This window comes from Roseovarius lutimaris (assembly GCF_900115165.1).
Classification (GTDB): domain Bacteria; phylum Pseudomonadota; class Alphaproteobacteria; order Rhodobacterales; family Rhodobacteraceae; genus Roseovarius; species Roseovarius lutimaris.
This window is the reverse complement of record NZ_FOVP01000011.1, coordinates 17,823-37,368: the sequence shown is the minus strand read 5'-3', so window position 1 is coordinate 37,368 and position 19,546 is coordinate 17,823. Positions and strand designations below refer to the sequence as shown.

Here is a 19,546-nt window from a genome sequence, read left to right as displayed (position 1 = left end):
AAGGGCCCCACGATAGGAGATCACACTATGTTCAAAGGACTGGGCCAGATGGGCGATATGGCCAAGATGATGAAGGCCGCGCAGGAGATGCAGCAAAAGATGGCCGCGCTTCAGGAAGAGATGCACAACGTCATGGTCACCGGCGAATCCGGCGCCGGCCTTGTCAAGGCGACCTGCACCGCCAAGGGCGAACTCAAGGGCCTTGATATCGACCCGTCGATCTTCAATTCGGATGACAAGGAAGTGGTCGAAGACCTGATCCTCGCCGCGATCAAGGATGCCCAGGGCAAAGCCACAGAACGCGCCCAGGAAGAAATGAGCAAGCTCACCGAAGGCATGGGCCTGCCCAAGGACATGAAGCTGCCATTCTGAGATGCGATGAACCGGGGCACACATATCACCACCCCGCGCCTGTGGCGCAGCTATGGGCGCGCGGCGGTTGCCGCCACGGTGGTGCTGGCCCTGTTATATGCCCGCACCGAATGGGCGTTACGCGGTGATATTGCAGATTTTGCCCTGATCGTTCTGGTGACAATCAATGCGGGCGTGGTGTATCATTTCGGCCACCGGGTTGCGCCGCATCTTGGCGAGATGTTTCACGATCTGCCCACGACCGCCGCCAATCCGCAGGGAGCGGTGAACGATGTTTTGGGCAACCCATGGATTCTGCCGCTCGGGCTGTGCTACGGGGCTTTGATCGGCGGCGGCGTCTGGATCCTTGACCCCTGGAGCAGCCCGGACCTGCGCCCCTGGCTGGCCGGTTTCGTTTTTTGCGGCAGCGTGATCACCGGCATGGGCGTCTTTGCGGTGTTCAGATTCTGGGGGGCCTTGCTGCACGCCCTGCCCGAGATGGACGTTCGCATTCTCAATCTTTCGCGCGCCCCGCTCCCTGCAATCTTGCGCGTCAACAGTCAGGTCGTGATGGTGACCGCGCTTGTCGCCTCGCTTGCGATCCTGTCGGTGGTGCTTGCGGGCTATGACAGGGATCCGGTTGTCATCCTCTTTTCGGCCTTTTCACTGACCCTGGTCGCCGCCACCTATGCGGTGCCGATCATTCCATTGTCCAACCGGCTGATAACCGCCAAGGTCGAGGCGCTCAACCAGATCGAACCGCTGATCGAGGCGCATATCCGCGACCGCTCGCACCAGCCGCGCCGCGCCGATCACCCGCATCCGGACAAACCCCTGCCCGATCTGGACAAACTGATCGAGGCCCGCGACATGATCAGCGCCGTGCGCACCCTGCCACCCGGCGGTCAGGTTTCGGTCTCGGCGGCTGGAATTGTGACTTTCTTGTCCTTTCTTCCCACCATAATAGACTATATCGCAAACAAACTGCTCTGAGCTTTGCCAGAGCCCCCAATCACAAAGGCCGGGCATACCGTGAGCAGCACCCGCGACATTGACGCCCTGATCGACATGATGGCACGGCTGCCGGGGCTTGGCCCCCGCTCGGCCCGACGCGCGGTGCTGCACATGATCCGCAAACGCGCACTCTTGCTCACGCCGCTGGCCGATCTGATGCAAACCGTCGCCGCCACGGCGCGCGAATGCGTCACCTGCGGCAATATCGGCACCACCGAGACCTGCGACATATGCGCCTCGGAAAAACGCGCCAACGGCCAGATTTGCGTGGTCGAGGATGTCGCTGATCTTTGGGCGATGGAGCGCGGGCAGGCCTTTAAAGGGCGCTATCACGTGCTTGGCGGCACCCTTTCCGCGCTCGACCAGATCGGCCCCGAAACCCTGCGCATTCCCAAGCTTGTGGAGCGCGTATCGGCGGAAAACATCTCAGAAGTCATCCTTGCACTCAATGCAACGGTGGACGGCCAGACCACAGCGCATTATATCGCGGATCAGCTTGATGGGCGTGTCGCGCTAACCTCTTTGGCGCAGGGCGTTCCCATCGGCGGCGAGCTTGACTATCTCGACGATGGCACGATCACTGCGGCCCTTTCGGCACGCAAGCGCCTCTGATAGTCCCTGATATACCGGCCAACGGCCAGCGACGGACCCAGATATTACCTCATGACCCCTCTTGCGTTTGTTCTCAGCTATTTCGTGATCCTCAACATGCTGACGCTTGGCCTGTTCTGGTGGGATAAACGCTGTGCGATTCAACGCCGCTGGCGGCTGCCGGAAAGCACGCTTTTGACGCTCTGCCTGATTGGTGGGTCTCTTGGGGCCAAGGCCGGACAGGGCATCTTTCGCCACAAGACCCGTAAAGAGCCGTTTCGCACCTCGCTTAACGCGATTGCCGTGCTGCATGTCGGGTTTCTGGCCGCGCTTGTTCTGCCAGAGTTTCGCGCCTCAGTGGTTCACCTGGTTAGCCAGATCAGCACACAGATAATGGGCTAGGCACGGGCGCGGCACCGGTTCAGATGGCTTCTTCTTCAAGGTGAAGTTTCATGTCGATCAACACCTGCTGGAGCTGCGAGGTTTCGCGCAAAAGCCGCTTGGCCTCGTTGATCGTGATCACGCCATCCTCGATGGATTGCTGATATTCAGCCATCAAAAGCGCAAACCGCTGCGACAGAACGATCACATCGCTGTTCACATTCGCGCGCTCGTTGGTGTTGCGGCGCTTGCCGTCAAAGGTAAGGCCGATCCCCTGCAACTCGGCCAGGGCACTTGTCACATGCGGATAGCTGGCTGCCTCTTCAAGCGCCGCTACGGCATCGACCGGCATGAAGCGATCAGCGTGTTCAGCGTGGTCCGCATAATACCGCCCCAACGTCGCTTTTGATTTGCCAGTCAGCTTGCACGCGGCCTCAATCCCTACGTCCTTGACCAAGGCCTCGGTGTGCTTCTTGAGGTAACTTCCCATCCTCGACATACGCTTCTTCCTCAGTTCCCAGCCCCAGAAAATCAGGGGAAACCCAACAGTTGCTTTCCCTTAATCGCTTTATCCCGGAAAGTCATTTGCAAATTCAACCCGGCGCCACCCAGGGCAAAACCCGGTCTCAGGCCCGCTCGACCAGAACCGAACCAACCGAATAGCCCGCGCCGAACGAGCAGATAAGCCCGCGGTCCCCCGGCACAAGATCGTCGGAATATTTGGAAAAGGCGATGATCGAGCCCGCCGAAGAGGTATTGGCATAATCCTGAAGGATATTGGGCTGTTCGCCCGGCTCCGGCGCCCGGCCAAGAACCTTCTTGCCGATAAAATCGTTCATCGTCTTGTTGGCCTGATGCAACCAGAGCCGCCGCAAATCATCCGCCGTCACGCCGTCGCCCTCAAGATGCTCCAGAATATGCGCCGAGACCATCGGCAGCACCTCCTTGAACACGCGGCGCCCCTCCTGCATGAATTGCATGTCGCGCCGATCCGCCATGCCATCGGGCCGGTTACGGCGCAAAAATCCGTTGTTGTTGCGGATATTGTTGGAAAACTGCGTGGCACAGCGGGTCGAGCGGATCACGAAATGCGCGCCCTTCGCCTCGTCCGCGCGCTCGACCACCACGGCGGTGCAGACATCGCCAAAAATGAAATGGCAATCGCGGTCGCGCCACTCAAGATGCCCCGAACAGATCTCGGGATTCACCACAAGCGCCCGGCGCACCGATCCGGCCCGGATCATATCCGCCGCCGCCTGAATGCCGAAGGTCGCCGAAGAACAGGCGACATTCATGTCAAAGGCAAAACCACCGGCGCCCAAAAGTTGTTGAATTTCAATCGCAATCGCCGGATAGGCACGCTCGTGATTGCTGGCGGCGCAGATCACAAGATCAACCTCCTCCGCGCCGCGCCCGGCCTGCGCGAGCGCCTTGGTACAGGCACCAACCGCCATCTCGGCCATGATCCCCGGTTCGTCGTCGCTGCGTTGGCGCAACTTGGGGTGCATGACCGCCGGGTCCAACACCCCCGATTTATCCATCACATAGCGCTGCTCGATCCCAGAGGCTCCAACGATGAACGCGCTCGAAGATGCGGCCTTGGCCTCAACCTCACCCGCCGCTATGGCCTCTGCATTCTTCGCATTAAAGGCCTCGGCATAGGCATTGAAGGCCACCACCAGCTCGTCATTGGTGATCACCTCTGGCGGGGTGAAGACGCCCGATCCTGAAATGGCCGGTTGATACATGGTTTTCTCCTTCGCGTTCCCGCCAGATCAGCCCATGCATCCCCCAACGTCAAGCATGACACCACGGCACACCCCCGATGAGACCCGAAAAGCCCCTTCTTCTTGGCAAAAATACTCAAATTCCCCGCCCCGACCCGGCGTGCCGGTCGATGGCGGGGGCTCTGGCCTAGTTCACCAGATTGGGCGGGGTCTCATCGGCAAAGAACGCCCGCAGGTTTTCCACCGCCATAAGGCCCATCGCCTCGCGCACCTCAAGTGCGGCGGTGCCCAGATGTGGCAAGAGCGTGACATTCTCCATCGCCTTCAGCGCCTCGGGCACAATCGGCTCTTTTTCATAGACATCAAGCCCCGCGCCCGCGATGGTCCCCGCTTGCAGCGCCGCAACAAGTGCGGCTTCATCCACCACATCGCCCCGCGCGATATTGACGAAATGACCGTGCGGCTTCATCGCCTCAAACACCGGCGCGCCGACAATGTGACGGGTCTCGGCACCGCCGGGCACCGCCACCACAACGATATCGGCCGCCGCCGCCAATGCCTCAAGGCTTTCGACCTGACGTGCGGGAAACTCCATCGGCTTGGGCGAGCGGTTGTAATAGATCACCTCCATGCCAAAGCCAAAATGACAGCGCTGCGCGATCGCCTGCCCGATCCGGCCCATGCCGATAATGCCCACGGTCTTGCCCGAGACATGCAGGCCAAGCATCTGCGTCGGGTTCCAGCCGACCCATTTGCCCGCCCGCACCATCCGCTCGCCCTCGCCCGCGCGCCGCGCGCTCATCAGGATCAGCGTCATCGCGATATCGGCGGTGGCATCGGTCACCGCGCCGGGCGTGTTGGTCACACTGATCCCCGCGCCCCGCGCCGCCGCTGCATCAATATGGTTATAGCCAACCCCGAAATTCGCCAGAATCCTGCACCGCGGATTCCCCGCATCGGCAAAAACCTCTGCCGAGAACATATCGCCAAGCGTCGGCAACACCCCATCATAAAGCGCCAATGCACCGCGCATCTGGCCAAGCTTGAGAGGGGCGGGATCATCGCGCAGTTCAACTTCGAAATGGGTGCGCGCGGCTTCCACCACGCGATCCGGCAGCGGCCGGGTCAGCAGGACACGTTTCAATGCAGTCTTTCTCCGATTGGAATTTCTTGATCGGGGCTTATCAGAACGATTTCGCCATTACTATCGGACAGTCCGAGAACAAGGATTTCCGACATGAACTTGCCGATCTGGCGCGGCGGAAAGTTGACCACGGCCAGCACCTGCCGCCCGATCAGGGATTCGGGATCGTAATGCGCGGTGATCTGCGCGCTGCTTTTCTTTTCGCCAATTTCGGGCCCGAAATCGACCCAAAGCTTAATCGCGGGCTTGCGCGCCTCGGGGTAGGGCTCGGCGCGGGTGACGCGGCCAACCCGGATATCGACCTTGAGGAAATCGTCAAAGGTGATCTCAGCCATTGCCAAGCTCCCGCGAGCGATCCGCCGCCGCCGCCACGGTTTTGCGCATCAGGGGCGGCAGGCCGTTTTGCGGGTCCATCAGCACCTCAAGCCCGGCCTGCGTGGTGCCATTGGGGCTTGTCACATTGACCCGCAATTGCGCCGGGGTTTCATCGGCGGCCTCGGCCAATGCACCGGCCCCGGCCACCGTCGCCTGCGCAAGCTGCATCGCAAGGGTGGGGGCAAGGCCCTGCGCCTCGCCGGCAGCTGCCAGGCATTCGATCATGTGAAACACATAGGCCGGGCCAGAGCCGGAAACGCCGGTGACCGCGTCCATCTGATCCTCGCCCTCAAGGCGAACCACCTGACCAACCGCACGCAACAGCATCTCGGCAAGATCGACCTGCGCCGCGCTTGCATGGGCATTTCCGATGATGGCGGTGATGCCACGACCCACGGCGGCGGGGGTGTTGGGCATGGCGCGCACAATCGGGCTTTGCGCGCCCAAAGCGGCCTCGAACGCCGCGATCGGCGTGCCGGCCGCGACCGAGACAAACAACGTCGCGCCATTTCCCATCGCCGCCAGCACCGGTAGCGCCTCGCCCATCATCTGTGGTTTGACGGCAATCAGAACGATGGCCGGATTTGCGGGCAGATCACCGTTGATGCCAACCCCGGTCCCGCGCAGCCAATCGGACGGGTTGGGATCAATCACCGACACCGAAGCAGGCGGCAATCCCTGCGCCAGCCAGCCTTGCAGCATGGCGCCGCCCATCTTGCCACAGCCCAGCAAAACCAGACCGTTTTCGGCCACATATTTCATGCTCATCGTAAATCCCCCGCATCCGTTCATCACATTGCGGGGGTAAGTGTTACGCGCGACCAAAGGCCTCTGCAATGGCGACCTGCATGGCATCCTTGGGCGATTTATCGCCCCAGATCGCCAGTTGGAACGCCGGATAATAGCGCTCGGCGCTCATCACGGCGGCGTTGATCATGGTGTCAATCTGTTCCGGCGTGGCATCCTGCCCGCCCGCCAGCACCAGACCATAGCGATAGACCATCAGTTTATGCTCGCCCCACCAGGTGAACGCCCCGGCCCAACAGTTATCGTTGACACCGTTCAGCATCTCGTAGAGCACCGGCATCTTGTGCTCAGGCGGCTCCATCTCGAAGGTACAGACAAGGCGCAGGGTTTCGTCATAGCCCGACCAGGCCAGCGTGATCGAATAGGTGCGCCATTGGCCCTCGACGGCCATCGCGATCTGATCATCGCCAATCCGGTCGAAATCCCAGTCGTGATGCTCGGCAATATGTTCGACAATGTCGATCGGGTGAATCTCGTCTTGCAAGAACTGCTCGGAAAGGGCCATTGCGCCACCTCATTTGCTATAGCACAGGGGTTGCGACACACCCCCAAGCGCTAGGTGCCTGCTCTATTAACGGGGGCTACTCCCACCGCCAATACAATATATGGTGCGGCCTTTCGCGCAGGCTGTAAAGCTATTTGTTGGGGATAACCACAATAAGTTGTGGATGAAATCGAAACGGCCACAAGAGGTGACAGGTTTGGCCAAGGCCTATTCGCGCAACCGCCCCGCCAAATCCAGATCCGCCTCACGTCACTATAGCGCCGACCTGAAACGCGCTGCGGAGAGCAGAATCAAGCCCGCGTTGCCTTTGCCAGCTATATGATCGCCCAGATTTATCACACGCATACCATTGCAATTTATTCCGCCCCACCTCGGGCAACTCTCCCGGGATATTCACGGCCAGACGAAACCGGGGCCGGCGTTGAGGGGGCCTGAAGTACAAGCGCCTCTTGATAGACTCGGGCGGGCGCTGTATCTGCTCTGGGATGATACCGATTTTTGACATGGATGACCGCGCGCGCCTGCCTTGGCGTTTCTTTGGTGCGACGCTTACAATTCTTGCCCGTCTATGAGGCGCGCAATGCCCTGTCACATCTGAAATTCAGCCACTAGAGAACGGGAGAGGACACATGTCCCCCAAGACACTTTATGATAAAATCTGGGATGCCCATGTCGCCCACGAGGCCGAGGATGGCACCTGTCTGCTTTATATCGACCGCCACCTTGTGCATGAGGTCACCAGCCCACAGGCCTTTGAAGGCTTGCGGATGACCAACCGCACGGTGCGCGCGCCGGACAAGACCATCGCTGTGCCCGATCACAACGTGCCCACCACGCTTGATCGCGCCAATGCCGCCACCATGACCGAAGACAGCCGTATTCAGGTCGACGCACTTGACAAGAACGCCAAAGATTTCGGCATTCACTATTATCCCGTGTCTGACGTACGCCAGGGTATCGTGCATATCGTCGGCCCCGAACAGGGCTGGACCCTGCCGGGCATGACCGTGGTGTGCGGCGACAGCCACACCGCCACGCATGGCGCGTTTGGCGCACTCGCGCATGGTATCGGCACATCCGAGGTTGAACATGTCCTTGCGACCCAGACGCTTATCCAGCGCAAGGGCAAGAACATGAAGGTCGAGATCACCGGCAAGCTGCGCCCCGGCGTGACGGCCAAGGATATCACCCTGTCGGTGATCGGCGCGACCGGCACCGCCGGTGGCACCGGTTATGTGATCGAATATTGCGGCGAGGCGATCCGCGACCTTTCCATGGAAGGCCGCATGACCGTCTGCAACATGGCGATCGAGGGTGGCGCGCGCGCCGGGCTTATTGCGCCGGACGAAAAGACCTTTGAGTATTGCAAAGGCCGCCCGCATGCCCCGAAAGGTGCGCAATGGGAGGCCGCGCTTGCGTGGTGGAAAACGCTTTATTCCGACGATGACGCGCATTGGGACAAGGTGATCACCCTCAAGGGCGAAGATATCGCGCCGGTGGTCACATGGGGCACCTCACCCGAGGATGTGTTGCCGATCACCGCGAATGTGCCGGCCGCGTCGGATTTCACCGGCGGCAAGGTGGATGCGGCACAGCGCAGCCTTGATTACATGGGCCTGACCCCCGGAACACCGCTGAGCGAGGTCGAGATCGACACCGTCTTTATCGGCTCCTGCACCAACGGGCGGATCGAGGATCTGCGCGCTGCGGCGGCGATCCTCAAGGGCAAAAAGGTCAAGGACGGGCTGCGGGCGATGATCGTGCCCGGCTCTGGCCTCGTGCGCGCGCAAGCCGAGGAAGAGGGCCTTGCGGATATCTTCAAGGAGGCCGGATTTGAATGGCGTCTGGCGGGCTGTTCGATGTGTCTTGCGATGAACCCCGACCAGCTTAGCCCGGGCGAGCGTTGCGCGGCGACCTCGAATCGCAACTTTGAGGGCCGTCAGGGCCGCGGCGGACGCACGCACCTGATGTCGCCTGCCATGGCGGCGGCGGCGGCGATAACCGGCAAACTGACCGATGTTCGGGAGATGATGTAATGGAAAAGTTCGAAAAACTGAGCGGGATCGCCGCGCCGATGCCGATGATCAATATCGACACCGATATGATCATCCCCAAGCAGTTCCTGAAAACGATCAAACGGTCGGGCCTTGGCGTGAACCTGTTTGACGAGATGCGCTATGATGATGACGGCAAGGAAATCCCTGATTTCGTGCTCAACAAGCCGCAATACCGCGAGGCACAGATTCTGATCGCTGGCGACAACTTTGGCTGTGGCTCGTCACGCGAACATGCGCCCTGGGCGATCAAAGATTTCGGCATTCGCTGTGTAATCGCGCCAAGCTTTGCCGATATCTTTTACAACAACTGCTTCAAAAACGGCATCCTGCCGATTGCCCTGCCGCAAGAGCAGGTCGATGCTCTTATGAAAGAGGCCGAAAAAGGCGCCAACGCCCGCGTCGAGATCGATCTTGAGGCACAGACGGTATCAACATCGGACGGCGAAATCTTCGCTTTTGAGGTGGATGCGTTCAAGAAGCATTGCCTTCTTGAAGGGCTCGATGACATTGGTCTGACGATGGAGAAGGCCGCCTCGATTGACACTTTCGAGGCCAAGGCTGCACAGGCACGCCCCTGGGTTTAAGGCGCTTTCCACGTGACACGATCACGCCGCGAGTAAGACTCGCGGCGTTTTCATTTTAAAATGCCCTCTTGTGCCCGATTGCACGCCACACACAAGATGCAGTGTTTACATGAGCTTACGCCGCAGTTTTGACCCAACTTTGATGTAATACTGCACCAGTTACTCCCTCAAACGGCCCTAAACCTTGCGTCTTATTAACCAAGGCTTGAGATGCCTGATGAAAGTAGGCAAAAGTTGGGCAAGAATGAGGCATACCGCCATAATTTGGTGGATCAAGTTGGAACAAGGCCGCGGCATCGTATCGCGACCGACCAAGTTGGAAGGGAACGGGCAGTGTTCTCACAAATACCCGGCGCGCTATCGCGTGCCATCCTGATCGCGATGATGGTGGCAACGCCTTCTTTACTCGTGCCCTCAACCGGGCCCGACACGGCACAGATTGTGATCGTGCTGTCGATCCTTGCGGGCTTTATGACCTTTATCGAATACTACGGCCGCTATCCCAGCATCATCGAGTTTCGCTTTGCGCCGCCGTTCAACCGGCTCAAGTTCTTTGCACTTTCGGGCATTCTGATCGTCCTGTCGCTGATCTGTCGGGGAACGACCGATCCGACCGGCTGGACCGTGTTGCTGACAAATATGGGCAGCGCCCTGGGCGAGGTTGTCGATTTTCCCTATTCCCCGGTGCGTATGGTGGTGCTTATGATGCCCGCCGATGCCGATCAGTCACTTGTTGATCTGGTGCGTACCACGTCGGGGATTTCCTATACCGTGTCGCTTGTGATGATGTTCGTCTTCCTGACGCTGGTGCGGCTTTTGGGCTGGCCCTCGCGCAATGGGGCGTTCAATGTCTGGGTGAACCTGCCGTTGTTCGATCCGACCGGGGGCGGTGATGTGCTCTATCGGTTGCGCCGGGATGCTGGTCTTAACGTTGTGTTAGGGTCTTTGCTGCCATTCTTGATTCCGGCGGCTGTTCGGGCGGCCTCGGATATGATTGATCCGATCTCGATCGCGAACCCGCAAACCTTAATTTGGACGATGACCGCATGGGCGTTTTTGCCGGCAAGCATGTTGATGCGAGGGATCGCCATGAGCCGGATCGCCGACATGATCGAGCAAAAGCGGCGCCGCGCCTATGCCGAAGACGACATTCTCGGCAAGGGATTGCAACGCGCCTGACCCACTCCGTTTCAACGATTGCTCTGGCACTGATCCTGCTTGCCGGGCCGGTCGTTGCCGACCCCCTGCGCGTGGCAAGCTGGAATGTCGGGCTTGACCGCAAGGGGCCGGGGCTTTTGCTGCGCGACATTCTGCGCGACGAAGACCCACAGATTGCCGCCATCGCAGAAATTGTAGCCAAGATGCGCCCGGATATCCTTGTCTTGCAAAAGCTCGATTATGACCTCGACCTGATCGCGTTGCATGCGCTGCGCGACCGGATTTCCAAGGACGGCTGGCACTTTGATCACCTGTTTGCACGCCGCCCCAACAGCGGGCGCGCCACCGGGCTTGACATGGATGGCGACGGGCGCCTAGGCGGGCCGGGTGATGCGCAGGGTTTTGGCTATTTCTCGGGACAGGGCGGCATGGCGATCCTGTCGCGCTATCCCATCGACAGTGAGCGCGCCAAGGATTTCAGCGCGGTTTTGTGGCGCGACCTGCCCGGCGCGATCCGACCGGTGACGGATGCTATGCCGTTCCCCTCGCCCCCTGCGGCGGCCGTGCAACGCCTGTCTTACGTGGGCCATTGGGTTGTGCCGGTGAACCTCCCCTCGGGGCTGATGCATCTTCTGGCGTTCCATGCGACGCCACCTGTGTTTGATGGGCCAGAGGATCTCAATGGCAGGCGCAATCACGATGAAATCCGGTTTTGGCAGCTTTATCTTGATGGTGCATTCGGCCCGCCACCAAAGGACCGGTTTATCGTGATCGGTGATGCCAATCTTGACCCCGAAGACAGCGACGGGCGGCGCGAGGCGATCAGCGGCCTGTTGGCCGATCCCCGCCTGCAAGACCCCCGCCAAATGCGACAAGGCGCAGTAGAACAGGGCGAGGGCCAAACCGGCGACCCAAGGCTGGACACGGCGGCATGGCCCGCCCCCGGGCCGGGGGATCTGAGGGTGGATTATGTCCTGCCCGCCGCCACGATGAAGGTAGGTGGCGGCGGGGTATACTGGCCCCCCGACGGAACCCCCGAGGCAGACCTGGCCGATGCGGCCAGTCGTCACCGGATGGTCTGGGTCGATCTTGAGATTGACTGACACCGGCAATGCCTTGGCACCCTCTGGAAAGGGGTGGCCGCGATTTTCAGGGCCTCCTCGGGTGGGGTGACCGGCAATTGTGGGCAAAGTGCCGCCAGTCGGGTACAATCAAGCCGGTGCGGCACCTGCCAGAGATACCGCATTTCCAGCAGATACCTGGCCTCTGGCCAAAAGGGCCGCGCGGCCTGAATGGGCAGCCATGACATTGGGCGGGCCTGAACCGGCCTGCGCGTGATATCCGAAAGGATCGCGGCCATCTGGTTGGCGGTCAGGGTGTAGCCGTCAAATGCCAGGTCTTCGAATTGACCCAGCTCACTGCGTTTCTCGGCCAAGGCCACCGCAGCGCAGGCCAGATCGGGCAAATAGGCCCAGGCGTGGGGCACATCGACGGGGCCGGGATAGCTGATCCGCCCTTTGCAAAGCCCCCGCAAAATGACCTTGTCAAGCCAGTTGCCCGAGTGCTCGGTGTCAATGAAATCGCCCGCACGCAACACGATGGTCTGAACCCCGCTGCGCCGATAGCTTGCCTCAAGATCAACCCGGATGCGGCCCAAGGGGTTTGTGGCACGATGTGCGCGGTCCGGCCCCCATGGCAGGGGCGTATCGGGGGCGTAAACATAGACGTTGCCCGGCAGGATCACCGTCGCCCCGCTGGCGCGCGCAGCGGCCTGAATCCGGGCATGCAGGGCGGGCACCTGAGCCGCCCAGTCGCGGTAGGCCGGGTTCCAGCCCGCGACGATCACATCCGCCGTGGCGGCGGCCTGCATCAGGTCTTCGCGAGTGCGCTCAAAGGGGTGGATGCTCCACCCGGCGTTCCAAAAGGCTGCCGCCGCGTGACGGCCAAAGCGGCCATTGGCCCCAAGGATCAAAACGGATTTCCGCATCGCTCAAACCTCCGATTGCGCTGCAATGACGATAGGTTTGCGCATTCCTTGAAGAATAGGAATTGCCAAAATTCAACTATCATGTATTCATTTATGAATGGATAAGCCGGTTTCATCCCTTGACTGGTCGCTTGTCAGGGCCTTTCTGGCGGTGGCGGATTGCGGATCGCTTTCAGCGGCGGCGCGCCATCTGGGGGCCAGCCAGCCAACGCTGGGCCGCCAGATCCGTCAGTTGGAGGACGACCTGCAACAGGTGCTGTTTCATCGCCAGGCCAAGGGGCTGATGCTGACGGAGAACGGCCAGTTGCTGATGGGCCCCGCCCGGCGGATGCAGGCGGCCCTGAACGAAATCGAACTTACCGCCGCTGGCCGCCAGACCCAGATCGAGGGCAGTGTCAGGATCACCGCCAGCGTGATGTTTTCAGTCTATATTCTGCCCCCGGTGATCGCCGGCCTGCGCGAAAAGGAACCGGGGATCACGATTGATCTGGTCCCCACCGACAGCACCGAGAACCTGCTGTTTCGCGAGGCGGATATCGCGTTGCGCATGTATCGGCCCGAACAGCTGGAGCTGGTGGCGCGGCACCTGGGCGATCTGAAACTGGGTATGTTTGCCGCGCGCAGCTATCTTGACCGTGCCGGGCGGCCCGAAACCTTTCAGGATCTGCTGGATCTTCCGCTGATCGGCTATGACCGCAACGAAGAGATCATTCGCGGCATGCAGAAACGCGGCTGGAGCGCGACGCGCGACTGGTTTGCGCTGCGCTGTGACAATCACGCGGTCAACTGGGAGCTGGTGCGCGCGGGTTGCGGCATCGGCTTTGGTCAGGTCGAGGTGGCGCGGCGCGATCCAAGTGTGGAGCAGGTGGTGGTCGATCTGAGCCTACCAAGCCTGCCGATCTGGCTCGCCACGCATCAGGCGCTGCGGCATACGCCCCGGATCGCGCGGGTCTGGGATGCCTTGGCCGAGGGGCTTGCCCCCAACCTTTCTTGACCATGGCGGGGCTTCGCGATAGGCCATCGGGCAACATCAAGCCACAACAAGGACATGCCACATGAGCAACCCTTCGCTTCTTATCCTGCCCGGTGACGGGATCGGCCCCGAAGTCATGACCGAGGTCGTCAAAATCATCGACTGGTTCGGCGCCAAGCGCGGCATCGCCTTTGACGTTTCGACCGATCTGGTCGGCGGCGCGGCCTATGACAAGCACGGCACACCGCTGCATGATGACACGATGGCACGCGCGCAAGAGGTGGATGCGGTTCTTTTGGGCGCCGTCGGCGGCCCCAGATACGACGACCTTGATTTCAGCGTCAAACCCGAACGCGGCCTGCTGCGCCTGCGCAAGGAAATGGATCTTTTCGCCAACCTGCGCCCGGCGCAATGCTTTGACGCGCTGGCGGATTTCTCCAGCCTGAAAAAGGATATCGTCGCCGGTCTCGATATCATGATCGTGCGCGAACTGACCTCGGGCGTCTATTTCGGCGAGCCGCGCGGCATCTTCAAAGAGGGTAACGAGCGGGTCGGCATCAACACCCAGCGCTATACGGAATCCGAGATTGACCGGATCGCCCGCGCCGCGTTCGAGCTTGCCCGTAAGCGCGGCAACAAGGTCTGTTCGATGGAAAAAGCCAATGTGATGGAATCCGGCATCCTGTGGCGCGAAGTGGTGCAAAAGGTGCATGACGAGGATTACGCCGATGTCGAGCTTAGCCATATGTATGCCGACAATGGCGCGATGCAGCTTGTGCGTGCGCCGAAACAGTTTGACGTGATCGTCACCGACAACCTGTTTGGCGATGTCCTGTCGGATTGCGCGGCGATGCTCACCGGCTCGCTTGGCATGCTGCCCTCGGCCAGCCTTGGCGCGCCGATGGCCAATGGTCGCCCCAAGGCGATGTACGAGCCGGTGCATGGCTCGGCCCCCGATATCACCGGTCAGGGCAAGGCCAACCCGATCGCCTGTATCCTCAGCTTTGCCATGGCGCTGCGCTATTCCTTCGACTTGGGCGATGAGGCCACGCGCGTCGAAAAAGCGGTCGAAAAGGTGCTGGCGGATGGGCTTCGTACCGCTGACCTGCTGGGCCATGAAGGCGAAACGCCGATCTCGACCACAGAGATGGGCGATGCCATCGTCGCGGCGCTTGACGCCAGCCTCTGAGCGGCGCGCCAGAATAGATTAGAATGGGCCCGCCATCGGTGCGGGCCTTTTTGCGTGTCGCGCGCCTTGCCTCGCCTGCGCCCTGCCAATAACACTCAGGCGCGGCGCGCGCAGATAAAGCCGCCAAAACACACTTGCAAAGCCACGCCCTGGGGTATAATCGCCTGTCTCACGGTCGGGCTGTAGCGCAGCCTGGTAGCGCACCTGCTTCGGGAGCAGGGGGTCGGAGGTTCGAATCCTCTCAGCCCGACCAGTAAATCCATATTCGATTATGATGATCATCGCGAGATTGGCCGCATCTCGCCTGTTTTGCGCTGGCTTTTGGCTGGCCGCGCATTGCTTTGCCAGTCAGGCTTTGCGCGCAATGGTTATCATTGCGCAGGTTGGGCCCTCCTGTTTTTGAAGACTTCCATGCAGAGTTGAATTACATTGCCAGGCAATCGCAAAATATAAAAAATGCACGAGGCGGGTCAGTTAAAAACAGGGGATATCATGCTAAAGAAAGTCGATATTGAAGCAGGGTCTGCAACCAAGGCAATCAAGGCGCTCGATATGTCTTGCTTTGATCGCAACGATTACCTGAACCTGCTCCTGCAACGATCAGAGGTCATGTTTGACATCCCGAAATCGGGTCGGATCATCAAGGCCTGGAACCGTGGCGACAGCGGGCCGATCAACGCGGTGATTGATGACATGGGCGCGAAGATTGCCGAACGCGCGGCCGGGATCATCCATGCGGAATACCTTGCGATTGAAGACCTGCTGAAAGAGCTCAAACCGACGCGCATTGCGGATATCGGCTGTGGCTACGGGTTCTTTGATCTTTTTGCTGCCAAGTCCCTGAAGGCCGAAGTCGTGCTTATCGACCTTGAGCAGAACGAGCACCGTCATTTCGGGTTCAAGGACGAAGGCGCGGCCTATTCCTCTTTGAAGGTCGCCCGCAAGCTGTTGAGGGCAAACCGGGTTGCCGCCAAGAAGATCGAATGCGTGAACCCCAACGACACAGCGCCCGAAACAATCAGGCCCGTCGATCTGGTGGTCAGCTTTCTCTCCTGCGGGTTTCACTATCCGGTCGATAGCTATCTGCCGATCCTTGACAAGGCGCTTGTGCCGGGCGGCTCGGCGATTTTCGACCTGCGCGAAACAACCGCAGACGAACAGATCGAAAAACTGGCGCAATTCGGGTGCGTGACAGAAATCGCCGCAAGGCCTAAGTTGCGCCGGGTTCTGCTTCGCAAAGACGCCTGAGATCAGAACGACGCGCGGCTCAGACGGCACCCGTTTGGAACTTGGCCTTTTGGCAACGGTTTGTCCTGTCCACGCAGGGCCTTTGATCCGCTATGTTGCCGGACCCTGAAAAAGGGTATCCATAAGGGATGAGCATGACCCCGATTCCCCTTGATGAGATGATCGTATGCCCGCATTGCGATGCGGCCTATCGCCTTGCGCGCCCCGGCGCGGGCGAGCGGGCCGTGTGTCAACGCTGTGGCACCGCGCTCATCACGCCGCGTCGCAAGGCCGGAGTGCAGATCATCGCGGTATCACTGGCGGTTGTGATCCTGATCATCGCGGCGACGGTGTTTCCGTTTTTGTCGATCAATGCAGCGGGGGCAAGCAATTCGGTCTCGATCCTTGATGCGGCTTTGGCCTTTAGTGACGGGCCGCTTATTGTCCTGTCGCTGACCACGGCGGCGCTTATTATCTTTGTGCCGCTGGCGCGGGTTCTGTTGGCGATTTATGTGCTTGTGCCCATCGTCATGGACCGCCCGCCCGCCCGTGGCGCTGCACAGGCCTTTCGCCTGTCAGAGGCGCTCAGGCCCTGGTCGATGGCGGAAATCTTTGCCATTGGCTGTGCGGTCGCGCTGATCAAGGTCAGTGACCTTGCGGATGTGAGCTTTGGTCCGGCGTTCTGGATGTTTGCCGTGCTTGTTGTACTTGTAGTGGTGCAGGACAATTTCCTGTGCAGGTGGTCGGTATGGAAATCGCTGGACAAAACCCAGACATCATAAGCGCCCGCGACCTTGGGCTTGTCGCCTGTAACCGCTGTGCCAAGGTGTGGCCTGCGGGCACGCAAACCTGTGCGCGCTGCGGCAGCAGGATCGTGGCGCGAGACACCAAGAGCCTGCAACGGGTCTGGGCGCTCTGGCTTGTGGGGCTGATGTGCTATGTGCCGGCAAATGTGTACCCGATGCTTCGGACTCGCACCCTCTTGAGCGTGCAGGAAGATACCATCGTTGGCGGCGCGATCGAGCTTGTGCATCACGGCGCGATCGGCATTGCGATCATCATTCTGGTGGCCAGCGTAGTCATCCCGCTTGCCAAATTCATGGCCATCGCCTTTTTGGCCATCTCAGTCACGCGCGTATCCACGGTCTCGAAACACCAGCGTCAGCGGCTTTACGAAGTGGTTGAATATATCGGCCGCTGGTCGATGATTGATATCTTCGTGGTTGCGATCCTGTCGTCGCTGGTGCAATTGAACACGTTGGCGGCCATCAATCCCGGCCGCGCGAGCCTGTTTTTTGCCCTCTCGGTGATTTTCACGATGCTCTCTGCCCAGGCCTTTGACAGCCGGATGATCTGGGATTTACAGACCAAACCCGAAGGATCCTCCGCCAATGACTGAGACCCCTCCCCCCGTTGCCATCGAGAATGTGCGCAAATCCTTGCTTGCGCGGATCTCGATGGTCTGGGCGATTCCGTTTCTGGCACTGGCGATTGCGCTTTTTGTGGCCTGGCAGGCCTATGACGCGCGCGGCCCGCTGATCGAGATCGAATTCGCCGACGGGGCCGGCATCGCCAAGCGTGAGACCGAGCTTCGCTATCGTGATGTCAGTGTCGGGGTGGTTGAAAATGTCACCTTCAGCTCCGGACTTGGCTCGGTGGTGGCGCATGTGCGGCTTGACAAGGCCGTCGCGCCCTATGTCGATGCGGGGTCGACCTTTTGGGTGGTCCGGCCTGAATTGACCGCGCGCGGCATAAGTGGCCTCGATACGGTCCTTTCAGGCGTTTATATCGAAGGCTCATGGGATAGCACCATCGGCCCAGCGCGCAGCCGCTTCAAGGGGGCGGTCGAGGCGCCACTTTTCCAGTCGGGTCAAAAGGGGCTGCAACTTGCGCTGCGTACCACACCGGGCGGCACCATGACCGACAAAAGCCCGATTCTGTTTCGCGGCATCGAAGTGGGCCGTGTCGGCAAGGCGCGAATTTCACAGCAAGGCAGTTTCGCCATCGCCGAGGCGATCATTTATAACGATTACAGCCACCTGATTTCGCCCTCGACGCGGTTCTGGGAAACCTCTGGCTTTACCTTTTCGGTTGGCCCGAGCGGGGCCGAGATCGACTTTTCCTCCTTCGCCACGCTGGTTGGCGGGGGGCTTACCTTTGACACCTTCGTGTCGGGCGGCGATCCGGTTGAGGATGGCACCGTGTTCGAGGTCTTCGCCGATGAACCCTCGGCGCGTAACAGCCTGTTCAACGCCTCCGAGGTTGAAACCCTTGAGATGCGGGTGGTGTTTGACGGCAATATTGCCGGCCTCGCCGTCGATGCCCCGGTCGAGCTGAGCGGACTCAAGATCGGCAAGGTCCAGAGCGTTTCCGGCGTGATTGACGCCAATGCCTTTGGCGACAACCGGGTGCGCCTGAATGCGATCCTGTCCATTCAGCCCGCCCGGCTTGGTCTTCAGGATGAGGTGACGCCCGAGGCGGCGCTCAGGTTCCTTGAGGCCCGCATTCAGGAAGGTCTGCGCGCGCGTCTCGCCTCGGCCAGCCTGTTGACCGGCGGCCTCAAGATCGAACTGCTTCAGGTCGACGATGCGCCCCCGGCACCATTTGTGACCGGCGAGGGCATCGTGCCGATCATCCCGACGACGCAAAGCGAAATTTCCGATGCCGCCGCGACGGTCGAGGGCGTGTTCAACCGGATCAACAACCTGCCGATCGAGGAATTGCTCAACAGTGCGATTGACTTTCTCAACAGCGCCGAGGCGTTTGTGTCGGACGAGGATCTGCGCGAGACGCCGCAGGACCTGCGCGCGCTTTTGGGCGATGTGCGCGGTATCGTGACCTCGCAGGATGTGCAGGATATTCCTGGCACGCTGAACGCGGCAATCGGGCGGTTTGAAACCCTTCTGACGCAGCTTGAGCAGGATCAGCTGACCACCCGGCTTGCCACCGCCGTGGATGCCGCCGCGGATGCGGCCCGGGGCGTCACCGCCTCGGTGGAAGGTGTGCCCGCCCTTGTGAGCGAGCTTGAGGCGGTTGCGGCCAAGGCCAAGGCGCTGCCGCTTGACCAGTTGACGACGCAGTTGACCGCGCTGACCACCTCGGCGGATGAAATCCTTGGCACCGAGGCCGCACGCCAGCTTCCGGCCGATCTTGGCGCGGCTCTGAACGAGATCAACGCGACCCTGGCCGAATTGCGCCGGGGCGGGGCCGTGACCAACATCAATGCAACGCTGGAGTCGACCCGGCAGGCCGCCGATGCGGTGGCCACCTCGACCCAGGACCTGCCGGCGCTTGTCGATCGCATCCGCCGCGTGTTTGATCAGGCCAGCGCCACCATCGCCGGCTATAACAAGGGCGAAACCCTAAGCCGCGACGCGCAGGCCGCGTTGCGCGATATCTCAAAGGCCGCGGATGCGATGACATCGCTGGCGCGGATGCTGGAACGCAATCCAGACGCACTCATACGGGGACGATGA

At 60.5% G+C, this 19,546-nt stretch carries 21 protein-coding genes and 1 tRNA gene; 15 read left to right on the top strand and 7 right to left on the bottom strand.

All coding sequences use genetic code 11. The annotated features are described in order from the left end of the window. Window positions 1-27 precede the first annotated feature (27 nt). The 4 genes from BMZ91_RS10800 to BMZ91_RS10785 are packed head-to-tail and all read left to right on the top strand — an operon-like array spanning window position 28 to window position 2,358. On the top strand, window positions 28-372 hold the full coding sequence (locus BMZ91_RS10800) for a YbaB/EbfC family nucleoid-associated protein (protein ID WP_092838389.1): 345 nt from the start codon (window positions 28-30) through the stop codon (window positions 370-372). Window positions 373-378: 6 nt separating this feature from the next. Further along, window positions 379-1,344: a hypothetical protein gene (locus tag BMZ91_RS10795; RefSeq protein WP_092838386.1), complete on the top strand. Its 966-nt coding sequence runs from the start codon at window positions 379-381 to the stop codon at window positions 1,342-1,344. Between the two features lie 39 nt (window positions 1,345-1,383). Further along, the gene (recR, locus tag BMZ91_RS10790; RefSeq protein ID WP_092838383.1) at window positions 1,384-1,977 is read left to right on the top strand and encodes a recombination mediator RecR; all 594 of its coding nucleotides are present in this window, start codon (window positions 1,384-1,386) and stop codon (window positions 1,975-1,977) included. A 51-nt stretch (window positions 1,978-2,028) separates the two neighbouring features. Continuing rightward, window positions 2,029-2,358 carry a DUF1294 domain-containing protein gene (locus BMZ91_RS10785; protein WP_092838380.1) on the top strand — a complete coding sequence of 110 codons (330 nt, stop codon included), beginning with the start codon at window positions 2,029-2,031 and terminating at the stop codon, window positions 2,356-2,358. Between the two features lie 19 nt (window positions 2,359-2,377). Here BMZ91_RS10785 and BMZ91_RS10780 read toward each other — a convergent pair whose 3' ends face one another. The 6 genes from BMZ91_RS10780 to BMZ91_RS10755 form a co-directional block, all read right to left on the bottom strand. Beyond that, complete coding sequence (locus tag BMZ91_RS10780; protein ID WP_092838376.1) at window positions 2,378-2,836, bottom strand: hypothetical protein; 459 nt, start codon at window positions 2,834-2,836, stop codon at window positions 2,378-2,380. A gap of 127 nt (window positions 2,837-2,963) precedes the next feature. Further along, window positions 2,964-4,085 (bottom strand): beta-ketoacyl-ACP synthase III, encoded by a 1,122-nt coding sequence (locus BMZ91_RS10775; RefSeq protein ID WP_092838373.1) that lies wholly within the window; start codon window positions 4,083-4,085, stop codon window positions 2,964-2,966. A gap of 166 nt (window positions 4,086-4,251) precedes the next feature. After that, window positions 4,252-5,208: a 2-hydroxyacid dehydrogenase gene (locus BMZ91_RS10770; RefSeq protein WP_092838370.1), complete on the bottom strand. Its 957-nt coding sequence runs from the start codon at window positions 5,206-5,208 to the stop codon at window positions 4,252-4,254. Then, complete coding sequence (locus BMZ91_RS10765) at window positions 5,205-5,543, bottom strand: tRNA-binding protein (protein ID WP_092838367.1); 339 nt, start codon at window positions 5,541-5,543, stop codon at window positions 5,205-5,207. The genes BMZ91_RS10770 and BMZ91_RS10765 overlap by 4 nt, the downstream gene beginning before the upstream one ends. After that, entirely contained in the window at window positions 5,536-6,351 is an 816-nt protein-coding gene (gene proC / locus BMZ91_RS10760; protein WP_092838364.1) for a pyrroline-5-carboxylate reductase, read from the bottom strand. The genes BMZ91_RS10765 and proC overlap by 8 nt, the downstream gene beginning before the upstream one ends. Window positions 6,352-6,394: 43 nt before the next feature. Beyond that, window positions 6,395-6,895: a type III secretion system chaperone family protein gene (locus tag BMZ91_RS10755; protein WP_092838362.1), complete on the bottom strand. Its 501-nt coding sequence runs from the start codon at window positions 6,893-6,895 to the stop codon at window positions 6,395-6,397. A gap of 629 nt (window positions 6,896-7,524) precedes the next feature. Between BMZ91_RS10755 and leuC the strand changes: the two genes are divergently transcribed. The 4 genes from leuC (at window position 7,525) to BMZ91_RS10730 (ending at window position 11,797) form a co-directional block, all read left to right on the top strand. Continuing rightward, entirely contained in the window at window positions 7,525-8,931 is a 1,407-nt protein-coding gene (gene leuC, locus BMZ91_RS10745) for a 3-isopropylmalate dehydratase large subunit (RefSeq protein ID WP_092838356.1), read from the top strand. Further along, on the top strand, window positions 8,931-9,536 hold the full coding sequence (gene leuD / locus BMZ91_RS10740) for a 3-isopropylmalate dehydratase small subunit (protein ID WP_092838353.1): 606 nt from the start codon (window positions 8,931-8,933) through the stop codon (window positions 9,534-9,536). The genes leuC and leuD overlap by 1 nt, the downstream gene beginning before the upstream one ends. A gap of 333 nt (window positions 9,537-9,869) precedes the next feature. Beyond that, window positions 9,870-10,715 (top strand): hypothetical protein, encoded by an 846-nt coding sequence (locus tag BMZ91_RS10735; RefSeq protein WP_245736324.1) that lies wholly within the window; start codon window positions 9,870-9,872, stop codon window positions 10,713-10,715. Window positions 10,716-10,786: 71 nt separating this feature from the next. Further along, a complete protein-coding gene (locus tag BMZ91_RS10730) occupies window positions 10,787-11,797 on the top strand; it encodes an endonuclease/exonuclease/phosphatase family protein (protein ID WP_245736322.1) in 1,011 nt (336 codons plus the stop codon). Here the strand turns inward: BMZ91_RS10730 and BMZ91_RS10725 are convergent. Beyond that, on the bottom strand, window positions 11,761-12,681 hold the full coding sequence (locus BMZ91_RS10725; protein WP_143076330.1) for a Rossmann-fold NAD(P)-binding domain-containing protein: 921 nt from the start codon (window positions 12,679-12,681) through the stop codon (window positions 11,761-11,763). The genes BMZ91_RS10730 and BMZ91_RS10725 overlap by 37 nt on opposite strands. A gap of 97 nt (window positions 12,682-12,778) precedes the next feature. On the opposite strand from BMZ91_RS10725, the gene BMZ91_RS10720 reads away from it, so the two are divergent. The 7 genes from BMZ91_RS10720 (at window position 12,779) to BMZ91_RS10690 (ending at window position 19,546) form a co-directional block, all read left to right on the top strand. Then, a complete protein-coding gene (locus BMZ91_RS10720) occupies window positions 12,779-13,675 on the top strand; it encodes a LysR family transcriptional regulator (protein WP_092838347.1) in 897 nt (298 codons plus the stop codon). 61 nt (window positions 13,676-13,736) lie between these two features. Then, the gene (leuB, locus tag BMZ91_RS10715) at window positions 13,737-14,843 is read left to right on the top strand and encodes a 3-isopropylmalate dehydrogenase (protein WP_092838344.1); all 1,107 of its coding nucleotides are present in this window, start codon (window positions 13,737-13,739) and stop codon (window positions 14,841-14,843) included. A 176-nt stretch (window positions 14,844-15,019) separates the two neighbouring features. Beyond that, window positions 15,020-15,096: transfer RNA gene (locus BMZ91_RS10710), tRNA-Pro, on the top strand. Window positions 15,097-15,335: 239 nt separating this feature from the next. Then, window positions 15,336-16,091 carry a class I SAM-dependent methyltransferase gene (locus tag BMZ91_RS10705; protein ID WP_092838695.1) on the top strand — a complete coding sequence of 252 codons (756 nt, stop codon included), beginning with the start codon at window positions 15,336-15,338 and terminating at the stop codon, window positions 16,089-16,091. Window positions 16,092-16,225: 134 nt separating this feature from the next. Further along, window positions 16,226-16,852 carry a paraquat-inducible protein A gene (locus BMZ91_RS10700; protein ID WP_092838692.1) on the top strand — a complete coding sequence of 209 codons (627 nt, stop codon included), beginning with the start codon at window positions 16,226-16,228 and terminating at the stop codon, window positions 16,850-16,852. Continuing rightward, complete coding sequence (locus BMZ91_RS10695; protein WP_092838341.1) at window positions 16,819-17,469, top strand: paraquat-inducible protein A; 651 nt, start codon at window positions 16,819-16,821, stop codon at window positions 17,467-17,469. Before BMZ91_RS10700 ends, BMZ91_RS10695 begins: the two co-directional genes overlap by 34 nt. Further along, entirely contained in the window at window positions 17,462-19,546 is a 2,085-nt protein-coding gene (locus tag BMZ91_RS10690; RefSeq protein WP_092838338.1) for a PqiB family protein, read from the top strand. The genes BMZ91_RS10695 and BMZ91_RS10690 overlap by 8 nt, the downstream gene beginning before the upstream one ends.

Bases quoted from the DNA above. Each gene is read 5' to 3' on its own strand.
- BMZ91_RS10700 (WP_092838692.1), top strand. From the start codon at position 16,226: ATGACCCCGATTCCCCTTGATGAGATGATCGTATGCCCGCATTGCGAT.
- BMZ91_RS10690 (WP_092838338.1), top strand. From the start codon at position 17,462: ATGACTGAGACCCCTCCCCCCGTTGCCATCGAGAATGTGCGCAAATCC.
- BMZ91_RS10800 (WP_092838389.1), top strand. From the start codon at position 28: ATGTTCAAAGGACTGGGCCAGATGGGCGATATGGCCAAGATGATGAAG.
- BMZ91_RS10795 (WP_092838386.1), top strand. From the start codon at position 379: ATGAACCGGGGCACACATATCACCACCCCGCGCCTGTGGCGCAGCTAT.
- BMZ91_RS10765 (WP_092838367.1), bottom strand. From the start codon at position 5,543: ATGGCTGAGATCACCTTTGACGATTTCCTCAAGGTCGATATCCGGGTT.
- leuB (WP_092838344.1), top strand. From the start codon at position 13,737: ATGAGCAACCCTTCGCTTCTTATCCTGCCCGGTGACGGGATCGGCCCC.
- BMZ91_RS10720 (WP_092838347.1), top strand. From the start codon at position 12,779: ATGGATAAGCCGGTTTCATCCCTTGACTGGTCGCTTGTCAGGGCCTTT.
- BMZ91_RS10785 (WP_092838380.1), top strand. From the start codon at position 2,029: ATGACCCCTCTTGCGTTTGTTCTCAGCTATTTCGTGATCCTCAACATG.
- BMZ91_RS10780 (WP_092838376.1), bottom strand. From the start codon at position 2,836: ATGTCGAGGATGGGAAGTTACCTCAAGAAGCACACCGAGGCCTTGGTC.
- BMZ91_RS10695 (WP_092838341.1), top strand. From the start codon at position 16,819: ATGGAAATCGCTGGACAAAACCCAGACATCATAAGCGCCCGCGACCTT.
- leuD (WP_092838353.1), top strand. From the start codon at position 8,931: ATGGAAAAGTTCGAAAAACTGAGCGGGATCGCCGCGCCGATGCCGATG.
- leuC (WP_092838356.1), top strand. From the start codon at position 7,525: ATGTCCCCCAAGACACTTTATGATAAAATCTGGGATGCCCATGTCGCC.
- BMZ91_RS10755 (WP_092838362.1), bottom strand. From the start codon at position 6,895: ATGGCCCTTTCCGAGCAGTTCTTGCAAGACGAGATTCACCCGATCGAC.
- BMZ91_RS10725 (WP_143076330.1), bottom strand. From the start codon at position 12,681: ATGCGGAAATCCGTTTTGATCCTTGGGGCCAATGGCCGCTTTGGCCGT.
- proC (WP_092838364.1), bottom strand. From the start codon at position 6,351: ATGAGCATGAAATATGTGGCCGAAAACGGTCTGGTTTTGCTGGGCTGT.
- BMZ91_RS10705 (WP_092838695.1), top strand. From the start codon at position 15,336: ATGCTAAAGAAAGTCGATATTGAAGCAGGGTCTGCAACCAAGGCAATC.
- BMZ91_RS10775 (WP_092838373.1), bottom strand. From the start codon at position 4,085: ATGTATCAACCGGCCATTTCAGGATCGGGCGTCTTCACCCCGCCAGAG.